15 protein-coding genes are annotated in these 21,387 nt (G+C 68.6%); 11 read left to right on the top strand and 4 right to left on the bottom strand.

The features are described from left to right. Positions 1 to 57: 57 nt before the first annotated feature. The gene (locus FB563_RS14375) at positions 58 to 1,602 is read right to left on the bottom strand and encodes a glycosyltransferase family 87 protein (protein WP_199832883.1); all 1,545 of its coding nucleotides are present in this window, start codon (positions 1,600 to 1,602) and stop codon (positions 58 to 60) included. A 129-nt stretch (positions 1,603 to 1,731) separates the two neighbouring features. Continuing rightward, a complete protein-coding gene (locus FB563_RS14370) occupies positions 1,732 to 4,008 on the bottom strand; it encodes a transglycosylase domain-containing protein (RefSeq protein WP_055707476.1) in 2,277 nt (758 codons plus the stop codon). 789 nt (positions 4,009 to 4,797) lie between these two features. On the opposite strand from FB563_RS14370, the gene FB563_RS14365 reads away from it, so the two are divergent. The 4 genes from FB563_RS14365 to FB563_RS14350 all read left to right on the top strand — a co-directional run bounded on the left by FB563_RS14365 (position 4,798) and on the right by FB563_RS14350 (position 8,611). Further along, positions 4,798 to 5,475 (top strand): PadR family transcriptional regulator, encoded by a 678-nt coding sequence (locus FB563_RS14365; RefSeq protein WP_055707475.1) that lies wholly within the window; start codon positions 4,798 to 4,800, stop codon positions 5,473 to 5,475. A 43-nt stretch (positions 5,476 to 5,518) separates the two neighbouring features. Then, on the top strand, positions 5,519 to 6,601 hold the full coding sequence (locus FB563_RS14360; RefSeq protein WP_055707474.1) for an inositol-3-phosphate synthase: 1,083 nt from the start codon (positions 5,519 to 5,521) through the stop codon (positions 6,599 to 6,601). Positions 6,602 to 6,726: 125 nt separating this feature from the next. Continuing rightward, positions 6,727 to 7,989, top strand: a complete 1,263-nt coding sequence (locus FB563_RS14355; protein WP_055707473.1) for an MFS transporter — start codon at positions 6,727 to 6,729, stop codon at positions 7,987 to 7,989. A gap of 124 nt (positions 7,990 to 8,113) precedes the next feature. After that, positions 8,114 to 8,611, top strand: coding sequence for an LppU/SCO3897 family protein (locus FB563_RS14350; RefSeq protein ID WP_055707472.1), 498 nt, complete (start codon positions 8,114 to 8,116; stop codon positions 8,609 to 8,611). Between the two features lie 110 nt (positions 8,612 to 8,721). On the opposite strand, the gene FB563_RS14345 is transcribed toward FB563_RS14350, so the two are convergent. After that, complete coding sequence (locus FB563_RS14345) at positions 8,722 to 10,164, bottom strand: CCA tRNA nucleotidyltransferase (protein ID WP_055707471.1); 1,443 nt, start codon at positions 10,162 to 10,164, stop codon at positions 8,722 to 8,724. Between the two features lie 303 nt (positions 10,165 to 10,467). Here FB563_RS14345 and FB563_RS14340 point away from each other — a divergent pair, with 303 nt between their 5' ends. The 7 genes from FB563_RS14340 to trxA all read left to right on the top strand — a co-directional run bounded on the left by FB563_RS14340 (position 10,468) and on the right by trxA (position 20,445). After that, the gene (locus tag FB563_RS14340; RefSeq protein WP_055707470.1) at positions 10,468 to 12,849 is read left to right on the top strand and encodes a DUF6049 family protein; all 2,382 of its coding nucleotides are present in this window, start codon (positions 10,468 to 10,470) and stop codon (positions 12,847 to 12,849) included. Between the two features lie 46 nt (positions 12,850 to 12,895). Then, a complete protein-coding gene (gene murJ / locus FB563_RS14335; RefSeq protein WP_055707469.1) occupies positions 12,896 to 15,259 on the top strand; it encodes a murein biosynthesis integral membrane protein MurJ in 2,364 nt (787 codons plus the stop codon). Between the two features lie 118 nt (positions 15,260 to 15,377). Next, the gene (locus FB563_RS14330) at positions 15,378 to 17,096 is read left to right on the top strand and encodes a protein kinase family protein (RefSeq protein ID WP_055707468.1); all 1,719 of its coding nucleotides are present in this window, start codon (positions 15,378 to 15,380) and stop codon (positions 17,094 to 17,096) included. A 26-nt stretch (positions 17,097 to 17,122) separates the two neighbouring features. Continuing rightward, positions 17,123 to 17,848: an RNA polymerase sigma factor SigM gene (gene sigM, locus FB563_RS14325; protein ID WP_055707467.1), complete on the top strand. Its 726-nt coding sequence runs from the start codon at positions 17,123 to 17,125 to the stop codon at positions 17,846 to 17,848. Beyond that, complete coding sequence (locus FB563_RS14320) at positions 17,845 to 18,750, top strand: zf-HC2 domain-containing protein (protein WP_055707466.1); 906 nt, start codon at positions 17,845 to 17,847, stop codon at positions 18,748 to 18,750. Before sigM ends, FB563_RS14320 begins: the two co-directional genes overlap by 4 nt. A 348-nt stretch (positions 18,751 to 19,098) precedes the next feature. Next, positions 19,099 to 20,070, top strand: a complete 972-nt coding sequence (gene trxB, locus FB563_RS14315; RefSeq protein ID WP_055707465.1) for a thioredoxin-disulfide reductase — start codon at positions 19,099 to 19,101, stop codon at positions 20,068 to 20,070. A 45-nt stretch (positions 20,071 to 20,115) separates the two neighbouring features. Then, positions 20,116 to 20,445, top strand: coding sequence for a thioredoxin (gene trxA, locus FB563_RS14310; RefSeq protein WP_055707464.1), 330 nt, complete (start codon positions 20,116 to 20,118; stop codon positions 20,443 to 20,445). Between the two features lie 104 nt (positions 20,446 to 20,549). On the opposite strand, the gene FB563_RS14305 is transcribed toward trxA, so the two are convergent. Then, positions 20,550 to 21,167 carry a GNAT family N-acetyltransferase gene (locus tag FB563_RS14305; protein WP_055707463.1) on the bottom strand — a complete coding sequence of 206 codons (618 nt, stop codon included), beginning with the start codon at positions 21,165 to 21,167 and terminating at the stop codon, positions 20,550 to 20,552. Between the last annotated feature and the right edge of the window lie 220 nt (positions 21,168 to 21,387).

Here is a 21,387-nt window from a genome sequence, read left to right as displayed (position 1 = left end):
CCGTACACGCACCCCGCGTGTACGGCCTTCTTCATGCCCTTCCTACGGCGCGTTCGCTCAGAGTGAACGACGCTCGGGAGACGGTGGTTCCGGCATCCCCCAGTCCACCTGAGGTCCCTCGAAGTGGGCGGCGTGCCGCGGCGGATGGGCTGCCGCGCCGAGCACGAAGACGTCCTGCGCGCCGTCGAGCACCCCGCCCGACGGATCGTCGTCGCCGGACCGGCGCACCACGTCCCGCTCCGGCATGAGGATGTCCCGTACGACGACGGCGCACAGGTAGAGCGTGCCCGCCAGGTGCAGCACGATCGACCAGTGGTAGCCGTGCGTCGGCAGACCCTTGTGGGCATCGCCGCTGGTCGTGTAGGCGAGGTACATCCAGATGCCCAGGAAGTACGCCACCTCGCCGGCCTGCCAGATCAGGAAGTCACGCCACTTGGGCCGGGCGAGGACCGCCAGCGGCACCAGCCACAGGACGTACTGCGGGGAGTAGACCTTGTTGGTGAGGATGAAGGCCGCCACCATCAGAAAGGCCAGCTGGGCGAAGCGCGGCCGGCGCGGTGCGGTGAACGCCAGCGCGGCGATGCCGAGGAAGCACAGCACCACCAGCACCATCGCGGCGGCGTTCACAAAGCCCGTACTCGGCGGACTGCTGGAGTTCTGCGCCCAGATCAGCCAGAACGAGCCGAAGTCGACGCCCCGTTCCTGGCTGAACGTGTAGAACTTCGACCAGCCCTGGAAGGCGAAGAGCATGACCGGCGCGTTCACCAGGAGCCAGGCGATCGCCGCGCCGCCCACGGCCTGGGCGTACTCCCGCCACTTGCCGGCCCGCCAGCACAGCACGAAGAGCGGTCCCAGCAGGAACACGGGGTAGAGCTTGGCGGCCGTGGCGAGGCCCAGGAGGACGCCGAAGGCGACCGGACGGCTCCGGGACCACATCAGCATCGCGGCGGCCGTGAGCGCCACCGCCAGCAGGTCCCAGTTGATGGTCGCGGTGAGCAGGAGGGCGGGCGCCAGGGCGACCAGCAGGCCGTCCCAGGGGCGCCGACGGTGGGTGCGGGCCACACAGACGGCGAGGACAGCCGCACACACCAACAGCATCCCGGCGTTGACGAACCAGTACCACTGCTCCTGGTACTGGAGGGTGCCGCTGTGCGGGGTCAGCCAGGACGCCACCTCCATGAACACACCGGTCAGCACCGGGTATTCGAGGTAGCTCATGCCGCCGGACATGTCGTCCGGGAGTCTGTCGAAGTACGGCACGAGATGGTCGGCGAAACCGCGGCCCTGGTAGAGGTGCGGGATGTCCGAGTAGCAGGCCTTCGTGTACTGGCTGCTCGCGCCGAAGAACCAGGCGCTGTTGTAGCAGGGCGCCTTCTGGACCAGGCCGAGGGCGAACATGCCGATCGCCACGAGCGCGACCACCCGAACGGGGGTCCACCAGGAGGTGCCGAGCAGCGCGCGTCGCCCCAGGGGGCCGCCGATCAGCTCACTGCCGGCCCGGGCGAGCTCGTCCTCACTGGTCGGCCGCACCGGTTCTGCCATGGCGGGCCGCACGGGCTCGGGCTCGTGCATGCTCGCGGGCGTCATCTCTGCACTGGGCATGGGGCACATCCTGCCGTACCTGTCTAGGAAAGCGCCGAGGGCCGCCGCACCCGGGGGGTGCGACGGCCCATGTTTCACGTGAAACACCCTTGGCGGACCATTTGGCCGCCAACCGGTCAGGCCAGGCGGCTAACCGGTGGGACCACCGAAGATGCCTCCGTTGCCGTTGCCGTTACCCCGGGTGTTACCTCCGGTCCCGGACGTATCCGAGACGCTGGGTGCCGGCGACGGGCCTCCATCGGTGCCGCCCGTGTTCGTGCCTCCGGTGGTGTCGCACTTCCAGCTCCAGCCGTTGCACGTCTGGCTCGCCGACGGCGAGGGCGTCGTGGACGGCTCGCTGGCCGACGGGCTCGGCGAGTCGCTCGGCGTCTGGCTCGGCGTAATGCTGACCGTCGGGGTCGGGGACGGGGCACCGGGCTCGTCCTGGACCTTGCCGATCTCGGTGGCGTTCGGGAAGCCGAGGTCATTGGCTCCCTTGAGCGCGGCCTGCATGTACTCGGTCCACACCAGCGTCGGGATGTCACCACCGTGGATCGACGGGACACCGGCCGTACCGTTCATGGACAGCAGCCTGTGGTCCTTCGGGTTCTCGCGGAACATCGCCACCGAGGTGGACAGCTGCTGGGTGTAGCCGACGAACCAGGCCGACTTGTTGCTGTCGGTGGTACCGGTCTTGCCCGCCGCCGTACGCCCGAGAGCCTTGGCCTTCTGACCCGTACCGTTCTGGATCACGTTCTGCAGGACGTCCGTGACGTTGTTGGCGATGTCCGGGTCGATCGCCTCCTTGAGGGCCGGCTTGGGCTTGACGAAGCTGGGCGCGTCCGCGCCGTTGGTCTTCACGGCCGTCACCGAGTACGGGTCCGTCTGCTCACCGGACGCGGCGAACGTGGCGTAGGCGTCGGCCATGCGGATCGCGCTCGGAGTCGACGTACCGATCGCGAACGACGGGTTGAGGTCCACCGACATGCTCTGGGGGAGTATGCCGGCCGCCTTCGCCACATCCCGGACGTGCGTCATGCCCACATCGACACCGAGCTGCACGAACGGCGTGTTGATGGACTGCTCCATCGCCTTGCGAAGGGTGATGTACCCCCACGGGTGAGGAGACTCGTTGTTCTGATAGAAGATCGAGTTGTCCTTGTTGAGGTAATACGACCCATCCGGTTTGCGGACCTTGAGGTGGTCGTCGCCGTTGTACTTGCTCAGTGGCGAGATACCGACGCCGTCCGAGTTGTACGTGCCGTACTTCATGGCCGCGGCCAGCACGAACGGCTTCCACGTCGAACCGACGGGGACACCCGAGGTGTCGGCGTTGTTGGTGAAGTGGCCGTTCTCGTAGCCGTCACCGCCGTAGAGGGCGACGATCGCACCGTCCTTGGGCTTCACCGAGGCGGCGCCGAACTGCACGTACTTGTCCAGGCTGCGATGCTTCGGATCGAGGCGTGTCGCCTGGACCTTCTTCACGGCCGCGGTCAGCTCGTTGACCTTGTCCTTCTGGAAGGTCGTGTAGATCTGGTAGCCACCGCGGTCGAACTGCGCCTCCGTGATGTCGGAGTGCGCGAGGACGTACTTCTTCGCCGTGTCGACCAGGTAGCTGATCTGGCCGGTCATGCCCCTGGTCGCCTTGCGGCCGTCGGGCATGGGGTACTGCGCTTTGGCCTTCTGGTACTGGTCGTCAGTCAGGTGGTGATCGTTGTGCATCTGCTCGAGGATCCACGCCCAGCGATCCATCGAGCGCTTCTTGTTGGCATCCGCGGTCGCCGACTGGTCGAGGTCCGCGTTGCCCGCCGGGTCGAAGTACGTCGGGCCCTTGAGCAGTGCCGCGAGCACGGCGCACTGGCTCGGCGTGAGGTCCACGGCGTTCTTGCCGTAGTACGTCTGCGCGGCCGCCTGGATGCCGTACGCGCCCCGGCCGAAGTACGAGGTGTTCAGGTAGCCCTGCAGGATCTGCTTCTTGTCGAGCTTCGTCCCCACCTTGATGGAGATGAACATCTCCCTCAACTTACGCGTGAGGGTCTGCTGCTGGCTCAGGTACGTGTTCTTCACGTACTGCTGGGTGATCGTCGAACCACCCTGGGTCTGACCACCTCGCGCCATGTTGACCACGGCGCGCAGCAGCCCCTGGGGGTCCACACCCGAGTCCTGGTAGAAGCTCTTGTTCTCGGCCGAGATCACGGCCCACTGCATGGCGTCGGGAATCTGGGAGATGTCGACGTTCTGGCGGTTGACGCCGGTGCCGGTGGCCACCATCTGCTTGCCGTCGGCCCAGTAGTAGACGTTGTTCTGGGACTTGGCGGCGTCGTTCTCGTTGGGGATCGAGACCATCGCGTAGCCCACACCGACCAGCGCGACCAGGCTGCCGATGAAGCCGATGAACAGCCCGGAGACGAGCTTCCAGGACGGCACCCAGCGGCGCCAGCCGTACTTTCCGGCTCGGGGATAGTCGATCAGCCGCTTCTTGCCGGGAGCGGTCGACGCGCGGCCTCTGCCGCGCCCGGGACCGTTCGGGCCGCCGGGAGCGTCGCGCCGGCCACCCGGACCGGCGTTGTCCGCGCCTCTGCGGCGGCTGCCTCTCTGTGCCGCTCGGCGGGCCTCGGCACGGCCGCCGTAGGCACGCTCTTCACCTCCCGGACCGCTGGCACCCGACCCATAGGAACTGGACCCATAGGAGTCGGCAGGAGACCCGGTGGCGCCTCGCGGTGCCGCACGGCGACCGGAGGACGAACCGGACTGGCCGCGTCGGGCCGCGGCACGTCCGCCTCCCTGCGGCTGCGGCGGTTTGCGACGGTGCTCGCTCATCGAACGATTACTCCTCGGGCAGGCGCACCCGTGCGCGCCTGGAACGGCGGCTGGTTTCCGGTCCCCCCGAAGTACGGATGTGGTCGGTCCCGCATTCACCCGTACTGCACCGGGGACGACGACGCTCCCCGGGCGTCACTTGGTTCCCGGTGGATTGCATGCCGCACAGACTACGCACCACCAAAACCAGCCGAGCCCCGAAGTTCACCCCAAAACAGGCAACCCGCACCGTATGAATCGGTGATGTGATCCCGTTCACCACCGTCCCTCTTGTCGCCTGCGGACGGCCGTTCTATCGTCTTGATGTATCGAGTCGATACATCAGCGCGAGATAAAGACGCTGAGAGGCACTGCGAGACCCGCATGAGCGATCAGCGGGACCGAGAGGAGGCGACGATGAGCCGACGTTCCGGCATCCTCGAGTTCGCCGTGCTCGGCCTGCTGCGCGAGTCCCCGATGCACGGCTATGAGCTGCGCAAACGACTCAACACGTCCCTGGGTGTGTTCCGGGCGTTCAGCTACGGAACGCTGTATCCCTGCCTCAAGACGCTGGTCGCCAACGGCTGGTTGATCGAGGAACCGGGCAGCGCCCATGAGGACCCCGCTCCTCTCGCCGGACGCCGAGCGAAGATCGTGTACCGATTGACGGCAGAAGGTAAGGAGCACTTCGAGCAGCTGCTCTCGCAGACCGGCCCCGACGCGTACGAGGACGAGCACTTCGCGGCACGCTTCGCCTTCTTCGGGCAGACGTCGCGCGATGTGCGCATGCGCGTGCTGGAGGGCCGGCGCAGCCGCCTGGAGGAGCGCCTGGAGAAGATGCGTGCCTCCCTGGCGCGCACGCGGGAGCGCCTCGACGACTACACACTTGAGCTCCAGCGCCACGGAATGGAGTCCGTGGAGCGCGAAGTGCGCTGGCTGAACGAGCTCATCGAGAGCGAGCGGGCCGGGCGGGATCTCAAGCGTTCCGCGTCCGGGGGGCCCGCTCAGCAGGACACCACCACTGGATCGACGGGCGGCCTGCCCCGTCGCGGGGACACCCCCCGCACGGATACGCCCGGCGACACCGCCACGTGAGACCCACTCAGGGCCTCACTCGTACACACAGGGAGCAACCGGAATGGGTTCGGTTCGCGTAGCCATCGTCGGCGTGGGCAACTGCGCCGCGTCGCTGGTGCAGGGAGTCGAGTACTACAAGGACGCCGACCCGGCGTCGAAGGTCCCCGGCCTGATGCACGTGCAGTTCGGTGACTACCACGTGCGCGACATCGAGTTCGTCGCCGCGTTCGACGTCGACGCCAAGAAGGTCGGCCTCGACCTGGCGGACGCGATCGGCGCCTCCGAGAACAACACCATCAAGATCTGCGACGTGCCCTCCACCGGTGTCACCGTGCAGCGCGGCCACACCCTCGACGGCCTCGGCAAGTACTACCGCCAGACCATCGAGGAGTCCGACGCCGAGCCGGTCGACGTCGTCCAGGTCCTCAAGGACAAGCAGGTCGACGTCCTGGTCTGCTACCTGCCGGTCGGCTCCGAGGACGCGGCGAAGTTCTACGCCCAGTGTGCGATCGACGCCAAGGTCGCCTTCGTCAACGCCCTCCCGGTCTTCATCGCCGGCACCAAGGAGTGGGCGGACAAGTTCACCGAGGCCGGTGTGCCGATCGTCGGTGACGACATCAAGTCCCAGGTCGGCGCCACCATCACGCACCGCGTCATGGCGAAGCTGTTCGAGGACCGCGGTGTGATCCTGGACCGCACGATGCAGCTGAACGTCGGCGGCAACATGGACTTCAAGAACATGCTCGAGCGCGAGCGCCTGGAGTCCAAGAAGATCTCCAAGACGCAGGCCGTCACCTCCCAGATCCCCGACCGGGACCTCGGCGAGAAGAACGTGCACATCGGCCCGTCCGACTACGTGGCCTGGCTGGACGACCGCAAGTGGGCCTACGTCCGCCTCGAGGGCCGCGCCTTCGGTGACGTCCCGCTGAACCTGGAGTACAAGCTCGAGGTCTGGGACTCCCCGAACTCCGCGGGTGTCATCATCGACGCCCTGCGCGCCGCGAAGATCGCCAAGGACCGCGGCATCGGCGGCCCGATCCTGTCGGCGTCCTCCTACTTCATGAAGTCCCCGCCGGTCCAGTACTTCGACGACGAGGCCCGCGAGAACGTCGAGAAGTTCATCCGCGGCGAGGTCGAGCGCTAGCTCGACACGGCGCTGAGCACTGCCGCCCAAGGGCGACCGCTCGCTCCAGAACGCTCCTGCCAGGGCTGTGAAGGTCCCCGGGTTCCCCGACCCGGGGACCTTCCGCATGTGTGAGGCTGTGCTCCATGCCCGTCGTCCGTGACCTGCGCGTCCTGTTGCGCCTGCGGTACTACCGACGCCTGCTCTCCATCCGCCTCCTGTCCCAGGGCGCCGACGGTGTCTACCAGGTCGCACTCGCCGCCTACGTCGTCTTCTCCCCGGAGAAACAGACCTCGGCCACCGCCATCGCCTCGGCGATGGCCGTCCTGCTGCTCCCCTATTCGCTGGTCGGCCCGTTCGCGGGCGTCCTGCTGGACCGCTGGCGCCGCCGGCAGGTCTTCCTCTACGGCAACCTGCTGCGCGCTCTGCTGGCCGCGATCACCGCCGCACTGATGGCCGGCCAGGTCCCCGACTGGCTCTTCTACGTCTCCGCGCTCTGCATCACGGCCGTCAATCGCTTCGTCCTCGCCGGGCTGTCCGCGTCCCTGCCGCGCGTGGTGGACGCCGAGCGTCTTCTGCTCGCCAACTCGCTGTCGCCGACAGCCGGAACACTCGCCGCGACCGCGGGCGGCGGTCTCGCCTTCGCCGTACGGCTCGTGGCGTCCGGCTCCGACGCGGCGGTGGTACTCCTCGGCGCCTTCCTCTATCTGTGCGCAAGCCTGGCCTCCCTGACCATGCCTCCCGCGCTCCTCGGTCCCGACCGGCAGCAGGTACGGCCGCACATGGCCACCGCCCTCGCCGCGACGGCACGCGAACTCATGGCGGCCGTCCGTCATCTGGCCGCGCCGCGGCGCAGGGAAGCGGCATGGGCGCTGGCAGCGATGACGCTGATGCGCTTCTGCTACGGCGCGCTCCTTGTCCTTCTGCTGATGCTGTGCCGGTACGCCCTCTCCGCGAGTCCGGAGGACGGGCTCCGGCTGCTCGGGCTCGCGCTGGCGCTGTCGGGTGCGGGATTCTTCGCCGCTGCCGCGGTGACGCCGTGGGCGGCGGGACGCCTCAGGCCCGGGCGCTGGATCGTGGTGTGCTCCGGCGCCGCGGCCGTGCTGGAGCCCGCCCTCGGCCTCCCGTTCGCCACCGGCCCCCTCTTGGTGGCGGCCTTCGTCCTCGGTCTGATCACCCAGGGCGCGAAGATCGCCACGGACACGATCGTCCAGGCCTCCGTGGACGACGGCTTCCGCGGCCGGATCTTCTCCGTGTACGACGTGCTGTTCAACGTGGCCTTCGTCGGAGCGGCCGGAGTGGCGGCCCTGATGCTGCCGCCGGACGGACGCTCGCCAACGCTGGTCATCACAGTCGCCGTCATCTACGGGGCAGTTGCTGGGGCTATGGCCCGCTTTGAACACCGGTGAGTGTCACATCAAAGCCACAGAGCCCCCCTCGGTCACAGAAGTGTCAGTGGAGCCCGGTAACTTACGTGCGTCTTACGCGCCGCTTATGTGCGCTGCTCACCAACTCTCTTAGGGGGACACCCAAGTGACGACTCCGCCGCCCCAGGGCCAGAACCCATTCGCACAGGGCCAGCAGGCGTACGGCCAGCCCCAGGCTCCGTACCCTCCGCAGGGCGGCTACCCGCAGCAGCCGGGCCAGCCCGGCTTCCCCCAGCAGGGCACGGCACCGTACGCACCGGTGCCTCCTCAGCGGCCGAAGCGCAACGTCAAGCTGTACGTGCGCATAGGCATCATCGTCGTCGGCCTTATCGCGGCGGCCGGCGGCTACCTCAACAGCCACAACGACGACACCCAGAAGCTGGCTGTGGGCGACTGCCTGACGAACAAGGGAACCGACAAGGAACCGAACATCGAGCAGCTGGACTGCAGCGATGCCAAGGCGGACTACAAGGTGCTCAAGAAGGACGGCAGCACCAGCCTCTCCATGCTCGCCTGCCAGTCGGTCCAGGGAACGACCGCTGCCATCGAGTGGAAGGAAGGCAGCGACTCCTTTGTCCTCTGCCTCGGAGACAACAAGAAGTAGCGCTTGAACATGCGTAGGGGCGATGTTTCACGTGAAACATCGCCCCTACGGCGTTCTGATCCGGGCGGGGTGTTTCACGTGAAACATCGCTCCGTCCGGCCCGGCAGAGATCAGCTCTGCTCGGCCCACCACTCCTTGAGGGCCGCCACCGCCGCGTCGTGTTCCATCGGCCCGTTCTCCAGCCGCAGCTCCAGCATGTGCTTGTACGCCTTGCCGACGACAGGGCCCGGGCCGACCCCCAGGATCTCCATGATCTGGTTGCCGTCGAGGTCCGGGCGGATCGCGTCCAGCTCTTCCTGCTCCTGCAGCTCGGCGATGCGCTCCTCCAGGCCGTCGTAGGCCCGGGACAGTGCGGCTGCCTTGCGCTTGTTGCGCGTGGTGCAGTCCGAGCGGGTCAGCTTGTGCAGGCGGTCCAGCAGCGGGCCCGCGTCACGGACGTAGCGGCGCACCGCCGAGTCCGTCCACTCCCCGGTGCCGTAGCCATGGAACCGCAGGTGCAGTTCGACCAGCCGTGAGACGTCCTTCACCAGCTCGTTGGAGTACTTCAAGGCGGTCATGCGCTTCTTGGTCATCTTGGCGCCGACCACCTCGTGGTGGTGGAACGAGACCCGACCGTCCTTCTCGAAGCGGCGCGTGCGCGGCTTGCCGATGTCGTGCAGCAGTGCGGCCAGCCGCAGGGTGAGGTCGGGACCGTCCTCCTCCAGGGCGATGGCCTGCTCCAGGACGATCAGCGTGTGCTCGTAGACGTCCTTGTGCCGGTGGTGCTCGTCCCGCTCCAGGCGCAGCGCCGGCAGTTCGGGCAACACATGGTCGGCGAGCCCGGACTCGACGAGGAGGCCCAGCCCCTTGCGCGGGTGCGCGGAGAGGATCAGCTTGTTCAGCTCGTCCCGGACCCGCTCGGCCGAGACGATCTCGATACGCCCGGCCATGTCCGTCATCGCGGTGACGACCTCGGGGGCGACCGCGAAGTCCAGCTGGGCGGCGAACCGAGCGGCCCGCATCATCCGCAGCGGATCGTCCGAGAAGGACTCCTCCGGCGTGCCCGGCGTCCGCAGCACGCGCACCGCGAGATCCTCAAGGCCTCCGTGCGGGTCGATGAAATCCTTCTCCGGCAGTGCCACGGCCATCGCGTTGACCGTGAAGTCCCGGCGGACCAGATCCTCCTCGATGGAGTCCCCGTACGACACCTCGGGCTTGCGCGAGGTGCGGTCGTAGGCCTCCGACCGGTAGGTGGTGATCTCGATCTGGTAGCCGTCCTTCTGCGCGCCGACGGTGCCGAAGGCGATACCGACCTCCCAGACGGCGTCCGCCCAGGGGCGGACGATCTTCAGAACGTCCTCGGGGCGGGCGTCGGTCGTGAAGTCCAGGTCGTTGCCGAGCCGGCCGAGCAGCGCGTCACGCACCGACCCGCCGACCAGGGCGAGGGAGAACCCGGCCGCCTGGAATCGGCGGGCGAGATCGTCGGCGACGGGCGCCACCCGCAGCAGCTCGGCGACCGCGCGCTGCTGCGCCTGGCTCAGGGCAGAGGAAGTGTCTTCGTTCGGGTTCGGCACAACAGAAGAGGGTACGTGCCGCGGCGACCTGGGACGCCCTCCATTTGTGACCAGGGGCGCCCTCCAGGTGATCCAGATGGCAGCCTGCCGGCAGGGGCGCGGACAGCTCCTGGCATACCCGTCACAAGCACTGCCCTCGAGGCGTACGGAAGCTCTCCCCTCGATACTGGATATAGAGGACGGGACGCCTGTGTTTCTCGATCTTGTGACGGAGACCGCGGCACTTCCCCTCGGCGCGCATCGTTACCATGCGTGGACGCACATTCCGACGACCACTGACGACGACGAGGGACGGGCGAGCGCGTGGCCGAGGCGGCTGAATTCCAGGGGACCAGTGCCTCACCTGCCCGCCGGTGGCTGCGACGCGCCGGCGCGCTGCTCGCTGGTGCGCCGCTGCTGGCCGGGCTGCTGCAGCTGCCCTCCGCGGCGCCCGCCCAGGCCGCTTCCTCGGACACGGTGTCCGTCGCCCTGGACTCACTGACCCCCAGCGCCCCCACCGACGGGGACACGCTGACCGTGTCCGGCACCGTGACCAACAACGGCAGGCAGACCGTCACCGGCGCCCACGTGGACCTGCGGGTGGGCCCCATGCTGGACACCCGCTCGGGCATCGACTCCGTCGCGCAGCACTCCGACGACCTGACCGGCGACACCGGCTCCGAGGTCGGCGGCAAGTACGTGGAGAAGTTCGCCAAGCTGGCCCCCGGTGTCGCGGAGCACTTCAGCATCTCCGTCCCCGTGGACAAGCTCGACCTCGGCGGCGACGGCGTGTACGAGTTCGGTGTCTCCCTCTCCGGCAGGACGGCCGCCCAGCCCTGGGACCAGATGCTCGGCATCCAGCGGACGTTCCTGCCGTGGCAGCCGTCCGAGGCCGACACCAAGACGAAGACGACCTACCTGTGGCCGCTGATCTCCACGGTCCACATGACGGCCAAGACGGGCGCCGGTGAGCTCCAGACGCCGGTGTTCCTCAACGACGACCTGGCCAAGGAACTGACGCCGGGCGGCCGGCTGGCCCAGATGGTGGAGCTGGGCAAGGACCTGGACGTCACCTGGGTGATCGACCCGGACCTGCTGGCCTCGGTGGACAGGATGGCGACCGGCAACTACCGGCTGCCGGGGGACAACCACACCACCAAGCCCGGCCCGAAGGACCACCAGGCCCTCGCCAAGCAGTGGCTGGCGAACCTGCAGGACGCGGTGGCGGGCAAGGAGGTCGTCGCGCTGCCGTTCGCCGACCCGGACCTCGCCTCCCTGGCACACAACGGCACCAGCGTCACCGGCTCCCTCAGCCACCTCAAGGACGCCACCGACGTCGCCGCCATCACCGTCAAGACCGTGCTCCACGTCACACCGAGCACGGACTTCGCCTGGCCGGTGGAGGGGGCCGTGGACCCGGCGATCATGAAGGTCGCCACCTCCGCAGGGGCCGATCGTGTCATCGCCCGCAGCGACAGCCTCCAGGAGACCGCCGGGCTGCCGTACACGCCCTCCGCCGCCCGCCCGGTCGGCGGCGGCACCACGGCGGTGGTCTCCGACGCCCGGCTCTCCACGGCCTTCGAGGGCGACCTCACGAAGGCGGACTCGGCCACGCTCGCCGTGCAGCAGTTCCTGGCGCAGAGCCTCGAGGTGAACGCGCAGACGGACAAGCAGCGCAGCATCGTCGTCGCCCCGCAGCGCATGCCCACCGGGAGCCAGGCACAGGCGATGGCGGCGGCGCTGAAGGCGCTCCAGGAGGGGAACTGGTCCGAGTCCCAGGACCTCTCCGCAGCGGCCAAGGACAGGCCCGACCCGAACGCCACCACGCGCATCCCGTCGGGGTCCGCCTACCCCTCCTCCCTGCGCGGGCAGGAACTGCCGCGGACGGCCTTCGAGCAGATCGCACGCACCCAGGACAAGCTCGACAGCTTCCAGGTGATCCTCTCCGACCAGTCCCGCGTCGTCACACCGTTCGGACGGGCCATAAACCGTGAGATGTCCACGTCGTGGCGCGGCGGGAGCTGGCACGCGCAGAGCTACCGCGACGGTGTGGAGGGGTGGCTCGACGAGCTGGCCGACCAGGTCAAGCTCATCGACAAGTCGGAGACCAAGCTCTCCGGACGCAGCGCGACCATCCCGGTGACCGTCCAGAACAACCTCGTCCAGCCGGTCGGCCATCTGGTCCTGCGCCTCACCTCGACCATGCCGACCCGGCTGAAGATCGGCGGCAAGGCCTACTCCGAGCAGCCGGTGGAGATCTCCGGGGGGCACAGCCAGTCCGTGAAGTTCACCACCTCGGCCAACGCCAACGGCCGGGTCACGGTGATCGCCCAGCTGTACACCGAGGACGGCCAGAAGTACGGCGACCCCGTGAGCTTCGACGTGAAGGTCACCGAGATCACCCCCACTGTGATGCTGGTCATCGGCGGTGGCGTGCTCCTCCTCGTCCTCGCCGGTTTCCGGATGTACACCCAGCGCAAACGGGCATCCGCCCGCCGGCCGGAGGAGAACGGTCCCGACGCGGCGGAGCAGGCCGCCGACGGGTCCGGGAACCCCGACGCCCCCGCCGACCGTCTCCCGGAAGAACCGGAGGATTCCGCCTCTCCCGCCGGGGCAGACGACCGGGAGCACCCGAGTGACCCTGCGCCGGACACCGCACCGGAAAGCCCCGACCCCTCCGGGACGGGTGAGAGAGTGGACCGTTGAGCGATGTCGTGGCCGGTGGGGCCAGGGACGATGAGGTGGGGTAAGCATGAACGCGCCGTACGACGGTGATCGCGGCCAGGGCGCGGCCGGCTCGGGCTACCCCGAGACACCGCCGGAGCCCGGTCAGGTACCGCAGCAAGCAGCGGACATGTACCTCCAGGACGCCTACGACCAGGACCCCTACCGGGGGCACGACCTCGCCGCCCAGGACCCGGTCGCCGAGGCGCTCTACGACCGCGCCGCGCACCCGCCGCCCACTCAGGACGGCTACGGACAGCAGCCGCTCTACGGACAGCCCGCCCAGTCGCCGTACGCGCCCGACCCCCGGGTGTGGGCCCAGACGCCGGCGCCGGAACCGGAGGGCCCGGCCCCGTACCTGCCGTACGGCGACGACCCGCGCACGACCGAGTTCGTGGGCGTGGACGACCTGGTCACGCACTCGGGCGAGGAGCGCCACGAACCGGACGCCTTCGCCCATCTCTTCAAGGACCAGCAGCAGGGCGGTGGGCACGCGCCCATGGATCCGCCCGGCTACTCCCAGCCGGCCACCGCTCCAGGTACCGGGTACGGTTCCGCCGGCCCGTACCCGCCGGCACCCGGCCAGGGCCCCCAGCAGGGCAACCCGTACGCCGCGGCCTCCTACCCGGCCGCCCCGGGGAACCCGGTGCAGCCGCCCGTGCCCGCCCCGGCCACGGCGCTGGATCCGGTCGGCCCGTACCAGGAGGCGGAACCCGAGCCAGCAGCGGCTCCAGCGGCCCCCGCCGCACCCGCGAAGAAGGGCGGCAAGGCCGCCGGCCTGCTGAAGTCCAGTGCCGTGATGGCGGCGGGCACGATGGTCTCCCGCCTCACCGGCTTCGTCCGCTCGGCGCTGATCGTCTCGGCGCTCGGCCTCGACGTTCTCGGTGACTCCTTCCAGGTCGCCTACCAGCTGCCGACGATGATCTACATCCTCACCGTCGGCGGCGGTCTCAACTCCGTCTTCGTGCCACAGCTGGTGCGCGCGATGAAGGAGGACGACGACGGCGGCGAGGCCTTCGCCAACCGTCTGCTGACCCTGGTGATGGTGGCCCTGGCCGCACTGACCGGTCTCGCGATGTTCGGGGCCCCGCTGCTGGTACGGCTGCTGTCCAACCCGATCGCGACCAACCCGGCGGCCAACGATGTGGCGGTCACCTTCACTCGCTACTTCCTGCCCTCGATCTTCTTCATGGGCATCCATGTGGTGATGGGTCAGATCCTCAACGCCCGCGGCAAGTTCGGCGCGATGATGTGGACCCCGGTCCTGAACAACATCGTCATCATCGTGACGCTCGGCATGTTCATCTGGGTCTACGGCACCGCCGCCGACTCCCACATGAAGGTCACGAACATCCCGCCGGAGGGCCAGCGCCTACTCGGCATCGGTGTGCTGCTCGGTCTGGTCGTCCAGGCGCTGGCGATGATCCCTTACCTGCGCGAGACGGGCTTCCGGATCCGGCTGCGGTTCGACTGGCGCGGCCACGGCCTGGGCAAGGCCGCGATGCTCGCCAAGTGGACGGTCCTGTTCGTCCTCGCCAACCAGGCCGGCGCCATGATCGTCACCCAGCTGTCCACGGCGGCCGGCAAGGACTCCGGTGTCGCCGGCACCGGCTTCGCCGCCTACGCCAACGCCCAGCTGATCTGGGGCCTTCCGCAGGCCATCATCACGGTGTCCCTCATGGCCGCCCTGCTGCCGCGCATCTCGCGCTCCGCCGCCGAGGACGACGGCGGGGCGGTCCGCGACGACATCTCCCAGGGCCTGCGGACCACCGCGGTCGCCATCGTGCCGATCGCCTTCGGCTTCCTCGCGCTCGGCATCCCGATGTGCACGCTGATCTTCGGCCCCTCGGGCACCGGCGAGGCCACCAAAATGGGATACATGCTGATGGCCTTCGGCCTCGGCCTGATCCCGTACTCGGTGCAGTACGTCGTCCTGCGCGCCTTCTATGCGTACGAAGACACCCGCACGCCCTTCTACAACACCGTCATCGTCGCCGCCGTCAACGCGGGCGCCTCAGCGCTCTGCTACGTCCTGCTGCCCGCCCGCTGGGCCGTGGCCGGCATGGCGGCCGCGTACGGCCTCGCCTACGCGATCGGTGTGGGCGTCGCCTGGCGGCGGCTGCGCAAGCGGCTCGGCGGTGACCTGGACGGCACCCGGGTGATGCGGACGTACGCGCGCCTGTGCATCGCCTCGGTGCCGGCGGCCCTGCTCAGCGGCGCGGCCTGCTACGGCATCGGACACACCCTCGGCCAGGGCGTCGTCGGTTCCTTCGCCGCGCTGATCGCCGGTGGTGCCGTCCTGCTCGGCGTCTTCTTCGGGGCCGCCCGCCGGATGCGCATCGAGGAACTCAATTCGCTCGTGGGCATGGTCCGCGGGCGTCTGGGCCGCTGAGGCGGGGGTAGGCGCACAACCATCGTCCGCCGCCGTGTGTCGTGCATAGCGGCGGACTGTGGGCACAATTGGTTTCGGCGTCGGACAGCGTGCAACGGATGGGGAGGCAGGGACGACGGTGGCGGAACGGAGCACGGCTGCCGTCGACGTGGCAGACAACAGCGGTGAGCAACCGCTGACCGCCAAGGCGGACCAGTCCACGGCCGACGGGGTGGCCAAGAACCCGGAGCGGGACACGGACAGCGACCAGACACAGGGGAACGGTACGGAAGGTTCCGGGCAGAAGGCCTCGCCTCCCGAACTGCACAGCGGTCACAAGCTCGCCAGACGCTACCGCCTGGAGGAGTGCGTCACCCGTCTGGACGGATTCAGCAGCTGGCGTGCGGTCGACGAGAAACTGCGCCGCGCGGTCGGCGTCCACATCCTTCCCGCGGAGCACGTACGAGCCCGTTCCGTGCTTGCCGCCGCCCGTTCCTCCGCGCTGCTCGGCGACCCCCGTTTCGTCCAGGTCCTCGACGCCGTAGAGGAGAACGACCTCGTCTACGTCGTGCACGAGTGGCTGCCCGACGCCACCGAGCTGACCACACTCCTCGCCAACGGCCCGCTGGAACCGCACGACGCCTACCAGATGGTCAGTCAGGTCGCGTCCGCCATGGCGGCCGCGCACCGCGAGGGCCTCGCCCATCTCCGGCTCAACCCCAACGCCGTCCTGCGCGCCTCGACCGGCCAGTGGCGCATCCGGGGCCTCGCCGTGAACGCCGCGCTGCGCGGCATCAGCTCCGACACCCCGCAGCGCACCGACACCGAGGCCATCGGCGCCCTGCTGTACGCGGCGCTGACCCAGCGCTGGCCGTACGAGAGCGACGCGTACGGCCTGTCCGGGCTTCCCAAGGGCGTCGGCCTGATCGCACCGGACCAGGTGCGGGCCGGTGTGCACCGGGGCCTGTCCGAACTGGCCATGCGTGCGCTCGCGAACGACGGTGCCACCGCTTCCCGTCACGAGGCCCCGTGCACCACGCCGGAAGAGCTGGTGAAGGCGATCGGCGAGATGCCGCGCATCCGCCCGCCGGAGCCGGCGTTCACGGCCCCGCCGGAGTACCAGCGCACGACCTACCAGCAGGGGACGTACGGCCGCCCTGCGCCGCACCCCGGAGCCACCCAGCCGATCACCAGTCCGCCGCCCCCGTTGCAGAGCCGTACCGGCAAGGCGCTGAAGTGGGCGGTGTCCGCGCTCCTCATCGCCGCCCTCGGCCTGGGCAGCTGGCAGTTGGCGGACGCCTTGATGGACCGGGGCGGCAAGTCCGGCGACACCAACAAGAGCCAGACCACGGGTGACGGCGACAAAGGCGCGGCAAAGCCGAAGCCACAGCCAATAAAGATCCAGAACGCCCGGGAGTTCACCGCCGACGGCCCCACCCAGAACTCCGGTGCCGAACCCAAGACCTACGACGGCAACCCGTCGACGTACTGGAAGACCAAGAGCTTCCTCGAGGGTCCGTCGATCGCGCCGTACAAGCCGGGTGTCGGCATCGTGTACGACCTCGGCTCGGCGAAGAACCTCAGCACCGCCACCCTCGAGATGCGCTACGGCGGCAACCACACGACGGTCGAGCTGTACGCTGCGGATTCGCTGACGCCGGCGTCGCTGGGCTCCATGACGAATATCGGCAGCGTCACGACCACAGGCACCGCCGCCACGGTGAAGGTCACCAAGTCGGTCAAGACGCAGTACGTCCTCGTCTGGCTGACGGCCGTGCCGAACTCGGGGTACGACTCCACCCTGTACTCCACGGCCGGCTGGAAGCAGGCCATCGGCGAAGTGAAGTTCACAGGCTGACGTCGCACCCGGACCGGAGGGGGCAGATGGCGGAGGACGCCGGATACGACGGAGTGAGCGACAAGGATCTGCTCGCCCGCCATGTAAAAGGCGACTCCCATGCCTTCGGCGAGATCGTCCGGCGGCATCGGGATCGGCTCTGGGCGGTCGCGCTGCGGACGCTGGGGGACCGTGAGGAGGCCGCCGACGCGGTCCAGGACGCCCTGGTGTCGGCCTACCGGGCCGCCCACACCTTCCGGGGCCAGTCGGCCGTCACCACATGGCTGCACCGGATCACGGTGAACGCCTGCCTGGACCGTGCCCGCAAGGTCGCCTCACGGAAGACCTCGCCGGTCGACGACACCGAGCGGCTGGAACAGCTGCTGGAGCCGCACGAGTCGGCTTCGGCACCGGCCGAGCGCAACGACGTGCACCGCCAGCTCCTCGAAGCGCTCGGTACCCTCCCGCACGACCAGCGGGCCGCCCTGGTCCTCGTGGACATGCAGGGCTACCCCGTGGCCGAGGCCGCCCGGATCCTCGATGTACCGACGGGCACGGTGAAGAGCCGGTGCGCCCGGGGCAGGGCCCGGCTGCTTCCTCTGCTGGCTCATCTACGGCCCGAAGGTTCCGGAAGCGGGAAAGAACCCGGCACGGGACGGAACCGGGTGGAGGGGACATCCGTCCCACCTGCAACGGGGTCTCCGAGCGAAGGCCTCAAGAACGCCGGACCGAGCGATTCAGCCGCAGTGAAGGGCGGAGGTGGGCGAGCGTGACTTCCACGACAGACACGGCCGGGCACCCGGACGTCGCGGAGATCTCCGACCTCACCGAAGGCCTTCTCCCTCCGGACCGCAGCAGCGCCATACGTCACCACCTCGACTCGTGCGAGCCATGCGCGGACGTCCATGCCTCACTGGAGGAGATCCGGGGGCTGCTGGGGTCCGTATCGGAGACTGTGCGCATGCCGGCCGACGTGGCCGACCGTATCGACGCGGCACTCGCCGCCGAGGCACTCCTCAGCGCCTCCGGGGAGGACAACAGCCCCTCCGGGGAGGACATCGCCGACCATGTTTCACGTGAAACACCGGTTACGGCCTCTCGCCCTGCCGGGCGCCCGCAGGGGGCAACCGGACCAGGGCGGAAGAAGACCGGCCGCAGCCGCCGCCGGGCCGTCGTTCTCGGGGGTGTTCTGACCGCGGCCGTGCTGGGAGCCGGGGCCCTGGTGGTCCAGGTGTTCGGCAACGGGACGTCATCGACGACGGCTCACGGCAAGCCGAGTCCGTCCAGCAGCGCCTTCTCCGGTGTCAGTGTGCAGAACCAGGTGCGGGACCTGTTGGCCTCGGACAAGAACACCGCACACGGAACCACCGGTCAGCGGCCGCGCTCCGGCACCGACTCCGGACAGGGCACGCCAGGGGGCACAGAGAGCGCCCACACCCTGCTTCAGACCGAGGTCCCGGTACCGGGCTGTATCCAGCGGGCCATCCTCCGGGGTGACCACGCGCTGGCCTCGAAGGTGGGCACCTACGCCGGGAAGAGCGCCTACCTCCTCGTCGTGCCCGATACCCATGACAGTGCCCGGGTCACGGCTTATATCGTCGACGCGGCCTGCATGCGTCAACCGCCCACGGCTTCGGGCACCGTCCTCTTCAAAGAGTCCTACCCCACGCCCTGAAACGACTCGGCCGAGGCTGTGGTGAAGGGAAGGCCACGAGCACCGAACTCGTGGCCTTCCACGTCACCCACTTGCATGAATGTTCAGCAGGCCACCTCAACGACGCCGCGAGATCAGACGCCGCAAGATCAGAAGGTGGCAGATCTTGGCGGCAGCGACCCCGCTCCCCCGCGGCGCAGGAGCCGCAGACGCCGCTCTGAAGGTGGTCTTGCTGTCTGCGGCCCGCCGTATGCGTGCGCCCCGACACACCGGGAATGCGCGCCCCGTAGGATCCGTTGGGTGGTGTGAGAGTCCCGAAAGGGTCTCCCACCGGTCGACTGACGCAGACCAGAGACGAGGAAACAAGCCGTGAGCGACGTCCGTAACGTGATCATCATCGGCTCCGGGCCCGCAGGCTACACGGCGGCGCTCTACACCGCGCGCGCGTCGCTGAAGCCCCTGGTGTTCGAGGGCGCCGTCACCGCCGGTGGCGCGCTGATGAACACCACCGAGGTCGAGAACTTCCCGGGCTTCCGCGACGGCATCATGGGCCCCGAACTGATGGACAACATGCGGGCGCAGGCCGAACGCTTCGGCGCCGAGCTCGTCCCGGACGACGTCGTCTCCGTCGACCTCAGCGGTGAGATCAAGACCGTCACGGACACGGCAGGCACGGTCCACCAGGCGAAGGCTGTCATCGTCACCACCGGTTCGCAGCACCGCAAGCTGGGCCTGCCGAACGAGGACGCCCTGTCCGGCCGCGGTGTCTCATGGTGCGCCACCTGCGACGGCTTCTTCTTCAAGGACCAGGACATCGCCGTGATCGGCGGCGGTGACACCGCGATGGAGGAGGCCACCTTCCTCTCGCGGTTCGCCAAGTCCGTGACGATCGTCCACCGCCGGGACACGCTGCGCGCCTCCAAGGCGATGCAGGAGCGCGCCTTCGGTGACCCGAAGATCAAGTTTGTGTGGGACAGCGAGGTCGCCGAGATCCAGGGCGAGCAGAAGCTCTCCGGTCTGAAGCTGCGCAATGTCAAGACCGGCGAACTGTCCGAGCTGCCCGTGACCGGTCTGTTCATCGCGATCGGCCACGACCCGCGCACCGAGCTGTTCAAGGGCCAGCTGGACCTGGACGAGGAGGGCTACCTGAAGGTCGCCTCCCCGTCCACCCGCACCAATGTGACCGGTGTCTTCGCCGCCGGTGACGTGGTGGACCACACCTACCGGCAGGCGATCACCGCAGCCGGCACCGGCTGCTCCGCCGCCCTGGACGCCGAGCGCTTCCTCTCCGCCCTCGCGGACGAGGACAAGGCTGAGCCCGAGAAGACCGCCGTCGTCTGACCTCCCCCCTCCCCGCCCCCGCGCGATCAAGTTAAGGAGCCCGCTGTGGCCGACCTGAAGAACGTGACCGACGACTCCTTCGAGCAGGAGGTCCTCAAGAGCGACAAGCCCGTTCTTGTGGACTTCTGGGCTGCCTGGTGCGGTCCCTGCCGCCAGATCGCCCCGTCCCTCGAGGCGATCGCTGCCGAGTACGGCGACAAGATCGAGGTCGTCAAGCTGAACATCGACGAGAACCCGGGTACGGCTGCCAAGTACGGCGTCATGTCGATCCCGACCCTGAACGTCTACCAGGGTGGCGAGGTCGCCAAGACCATCGTCGGTGCCAAGCCGAAGGCCGCGATCGTTCGCGACCTCGAGGAGTTCATCGCCGAGTAAGGCGGAGAACGGGGCCGTCCGAGTGACGGTTCATGTTTCACGTGAAACACGAATGGGCCAACCCCGCGGGGTTGGCCCATTCCGTCTCTGGCACTTCGCTGACGCTACAGCGGCCTCAACGCCGGTTCCTTCTGGACCGCTCCGAGAAGCCGGTCGAGTGCCATCTCCACGTCTTCCTTCCAGGAGAGCGTCGACCGCAGCTCCAGCCGCAAGCGGGGATGCGTGGGGTGCTGCCGGACCGTTTTGAAACCGACGGCCAGAAGATGATCCGCCGGCAGCAGGCAGGCGGGCTCCTTCCAGCGAGCGTCTCCGAAGGCCTCGATCGCCCTGAAGCCTCGACGCAGGAGATCCTTGGCGACCGTCTGCACGAGCACTCGCCCCAGCCCTTGCCCCTGATATCCGGGCATGATGAACGCCGTCATCAACTGCACGGCATCCGGCGAGACAGGGCTTGTGGGGAAAGCCGTCGAGCGCGGGACATAGGCCGGAGGGGCGTAGAGAACGAAACCCACCGGCACGTCATCGACGTAGGCCACCCGGCCGCATGATCCCCAGTCCAGCAGGACAGCGGAGATCCAGGCTTCCTTCTCCAGGGCCGAGGTACCGGCCCTCACCGCCGCTTCGCCGCTGACGGGATCCAGTTCCCAGAAGACACACGACCGACAGCGTTGGGGAAGGTCCTGAAGGTTGTCCAGCGTGAGCGGCACGAGCCGACGCCCCATGAAGGCTGTTCCTCGCTTTCCTCGCTCGCCGCATCACGCGCGGCTGCCAGAGCGCTCCGCTCCCTGAGCAGGCTGCCGACGAATCCGCCGACCGCTCCAAGGCTCAGGCCGGCGCTCACCAGTCCGGTGCGGCTCATCGATCGCATGGCCCCCGTCTCCCCACTCAGAGATGCAGATGCTGTCCGGTGGATGTGCCATACCCTTTCGCATCGTATCCACG

Origin of the sequence: Streptomyces puniciscabiei, from assembly GCF_006715785.1 — a bacterium.
GTDB classification, from domain to species: domain Bacteria; phylum Actinomycetota; class Actinomycetes; order Streptomycetales; family Streptomycetaceae; genus Streptomyces; species Streptomyces puniciscabiei.
This window is presented reverse-complemented; position numbering and strand designations above follow the sequence as displayed.

What these genes read in the sequence shown, in the direction of transcription:
- FB563_RS14355 (WP_055707473.1), top strand. Translation starts at nt 6,727, where the DNA reads ATGCCCGTCGTCCGTGACCTGCGCGTCCTGTTGCGCCTGCGGTACTAC.
- murJ (WP_055707469.1), top strand. Translation starts at nt 12,896, where the DNA reads ATGAACGCGCCGTACGACGGTGATCGCGGCCAGGGCGCGGCCGGCTCG.
- FB563_RS14360 (WP_055707474.1), top strand. Translation starts at nt 5,519, where the DNA reads ATGGGTTCGGTTCGCGTAGCCATCGTCGGCGTGGGCAACTGCGCCGCG.
- FB563_RS14305 (WP_055707463.1), bottom strand. Translation starts at nt 21,167, where the DNA reads ATGGGGCGTCGGCTCGTGCCGCTCACGCTGGACAACCTTCAGGACCTT.
- FB563_RS14365 (WP_055707475.1), top strand. Translation starts at nt 4,798, where the DNA reads ATGAGCCGACGTTCCGGCATCCTCGAGTTCGCCGTGCTCGGCCTGCTG.
- sigM (WP_055707467.1), top strand. Translation starts at nt 17,123, where the DNA reads ATGGCGGAGGACGCCGGATACGACGGAGTGAGCGACAAGGATCTGCTC.
- FB563_RS14375 (WP_199832883.1), bottom strand. Translation starts at nt 1,602, where the DNA reads ATGCCCAGTGCAGAGATGACGCCCGCGAGCATGCACGAGCCCGAGCCC.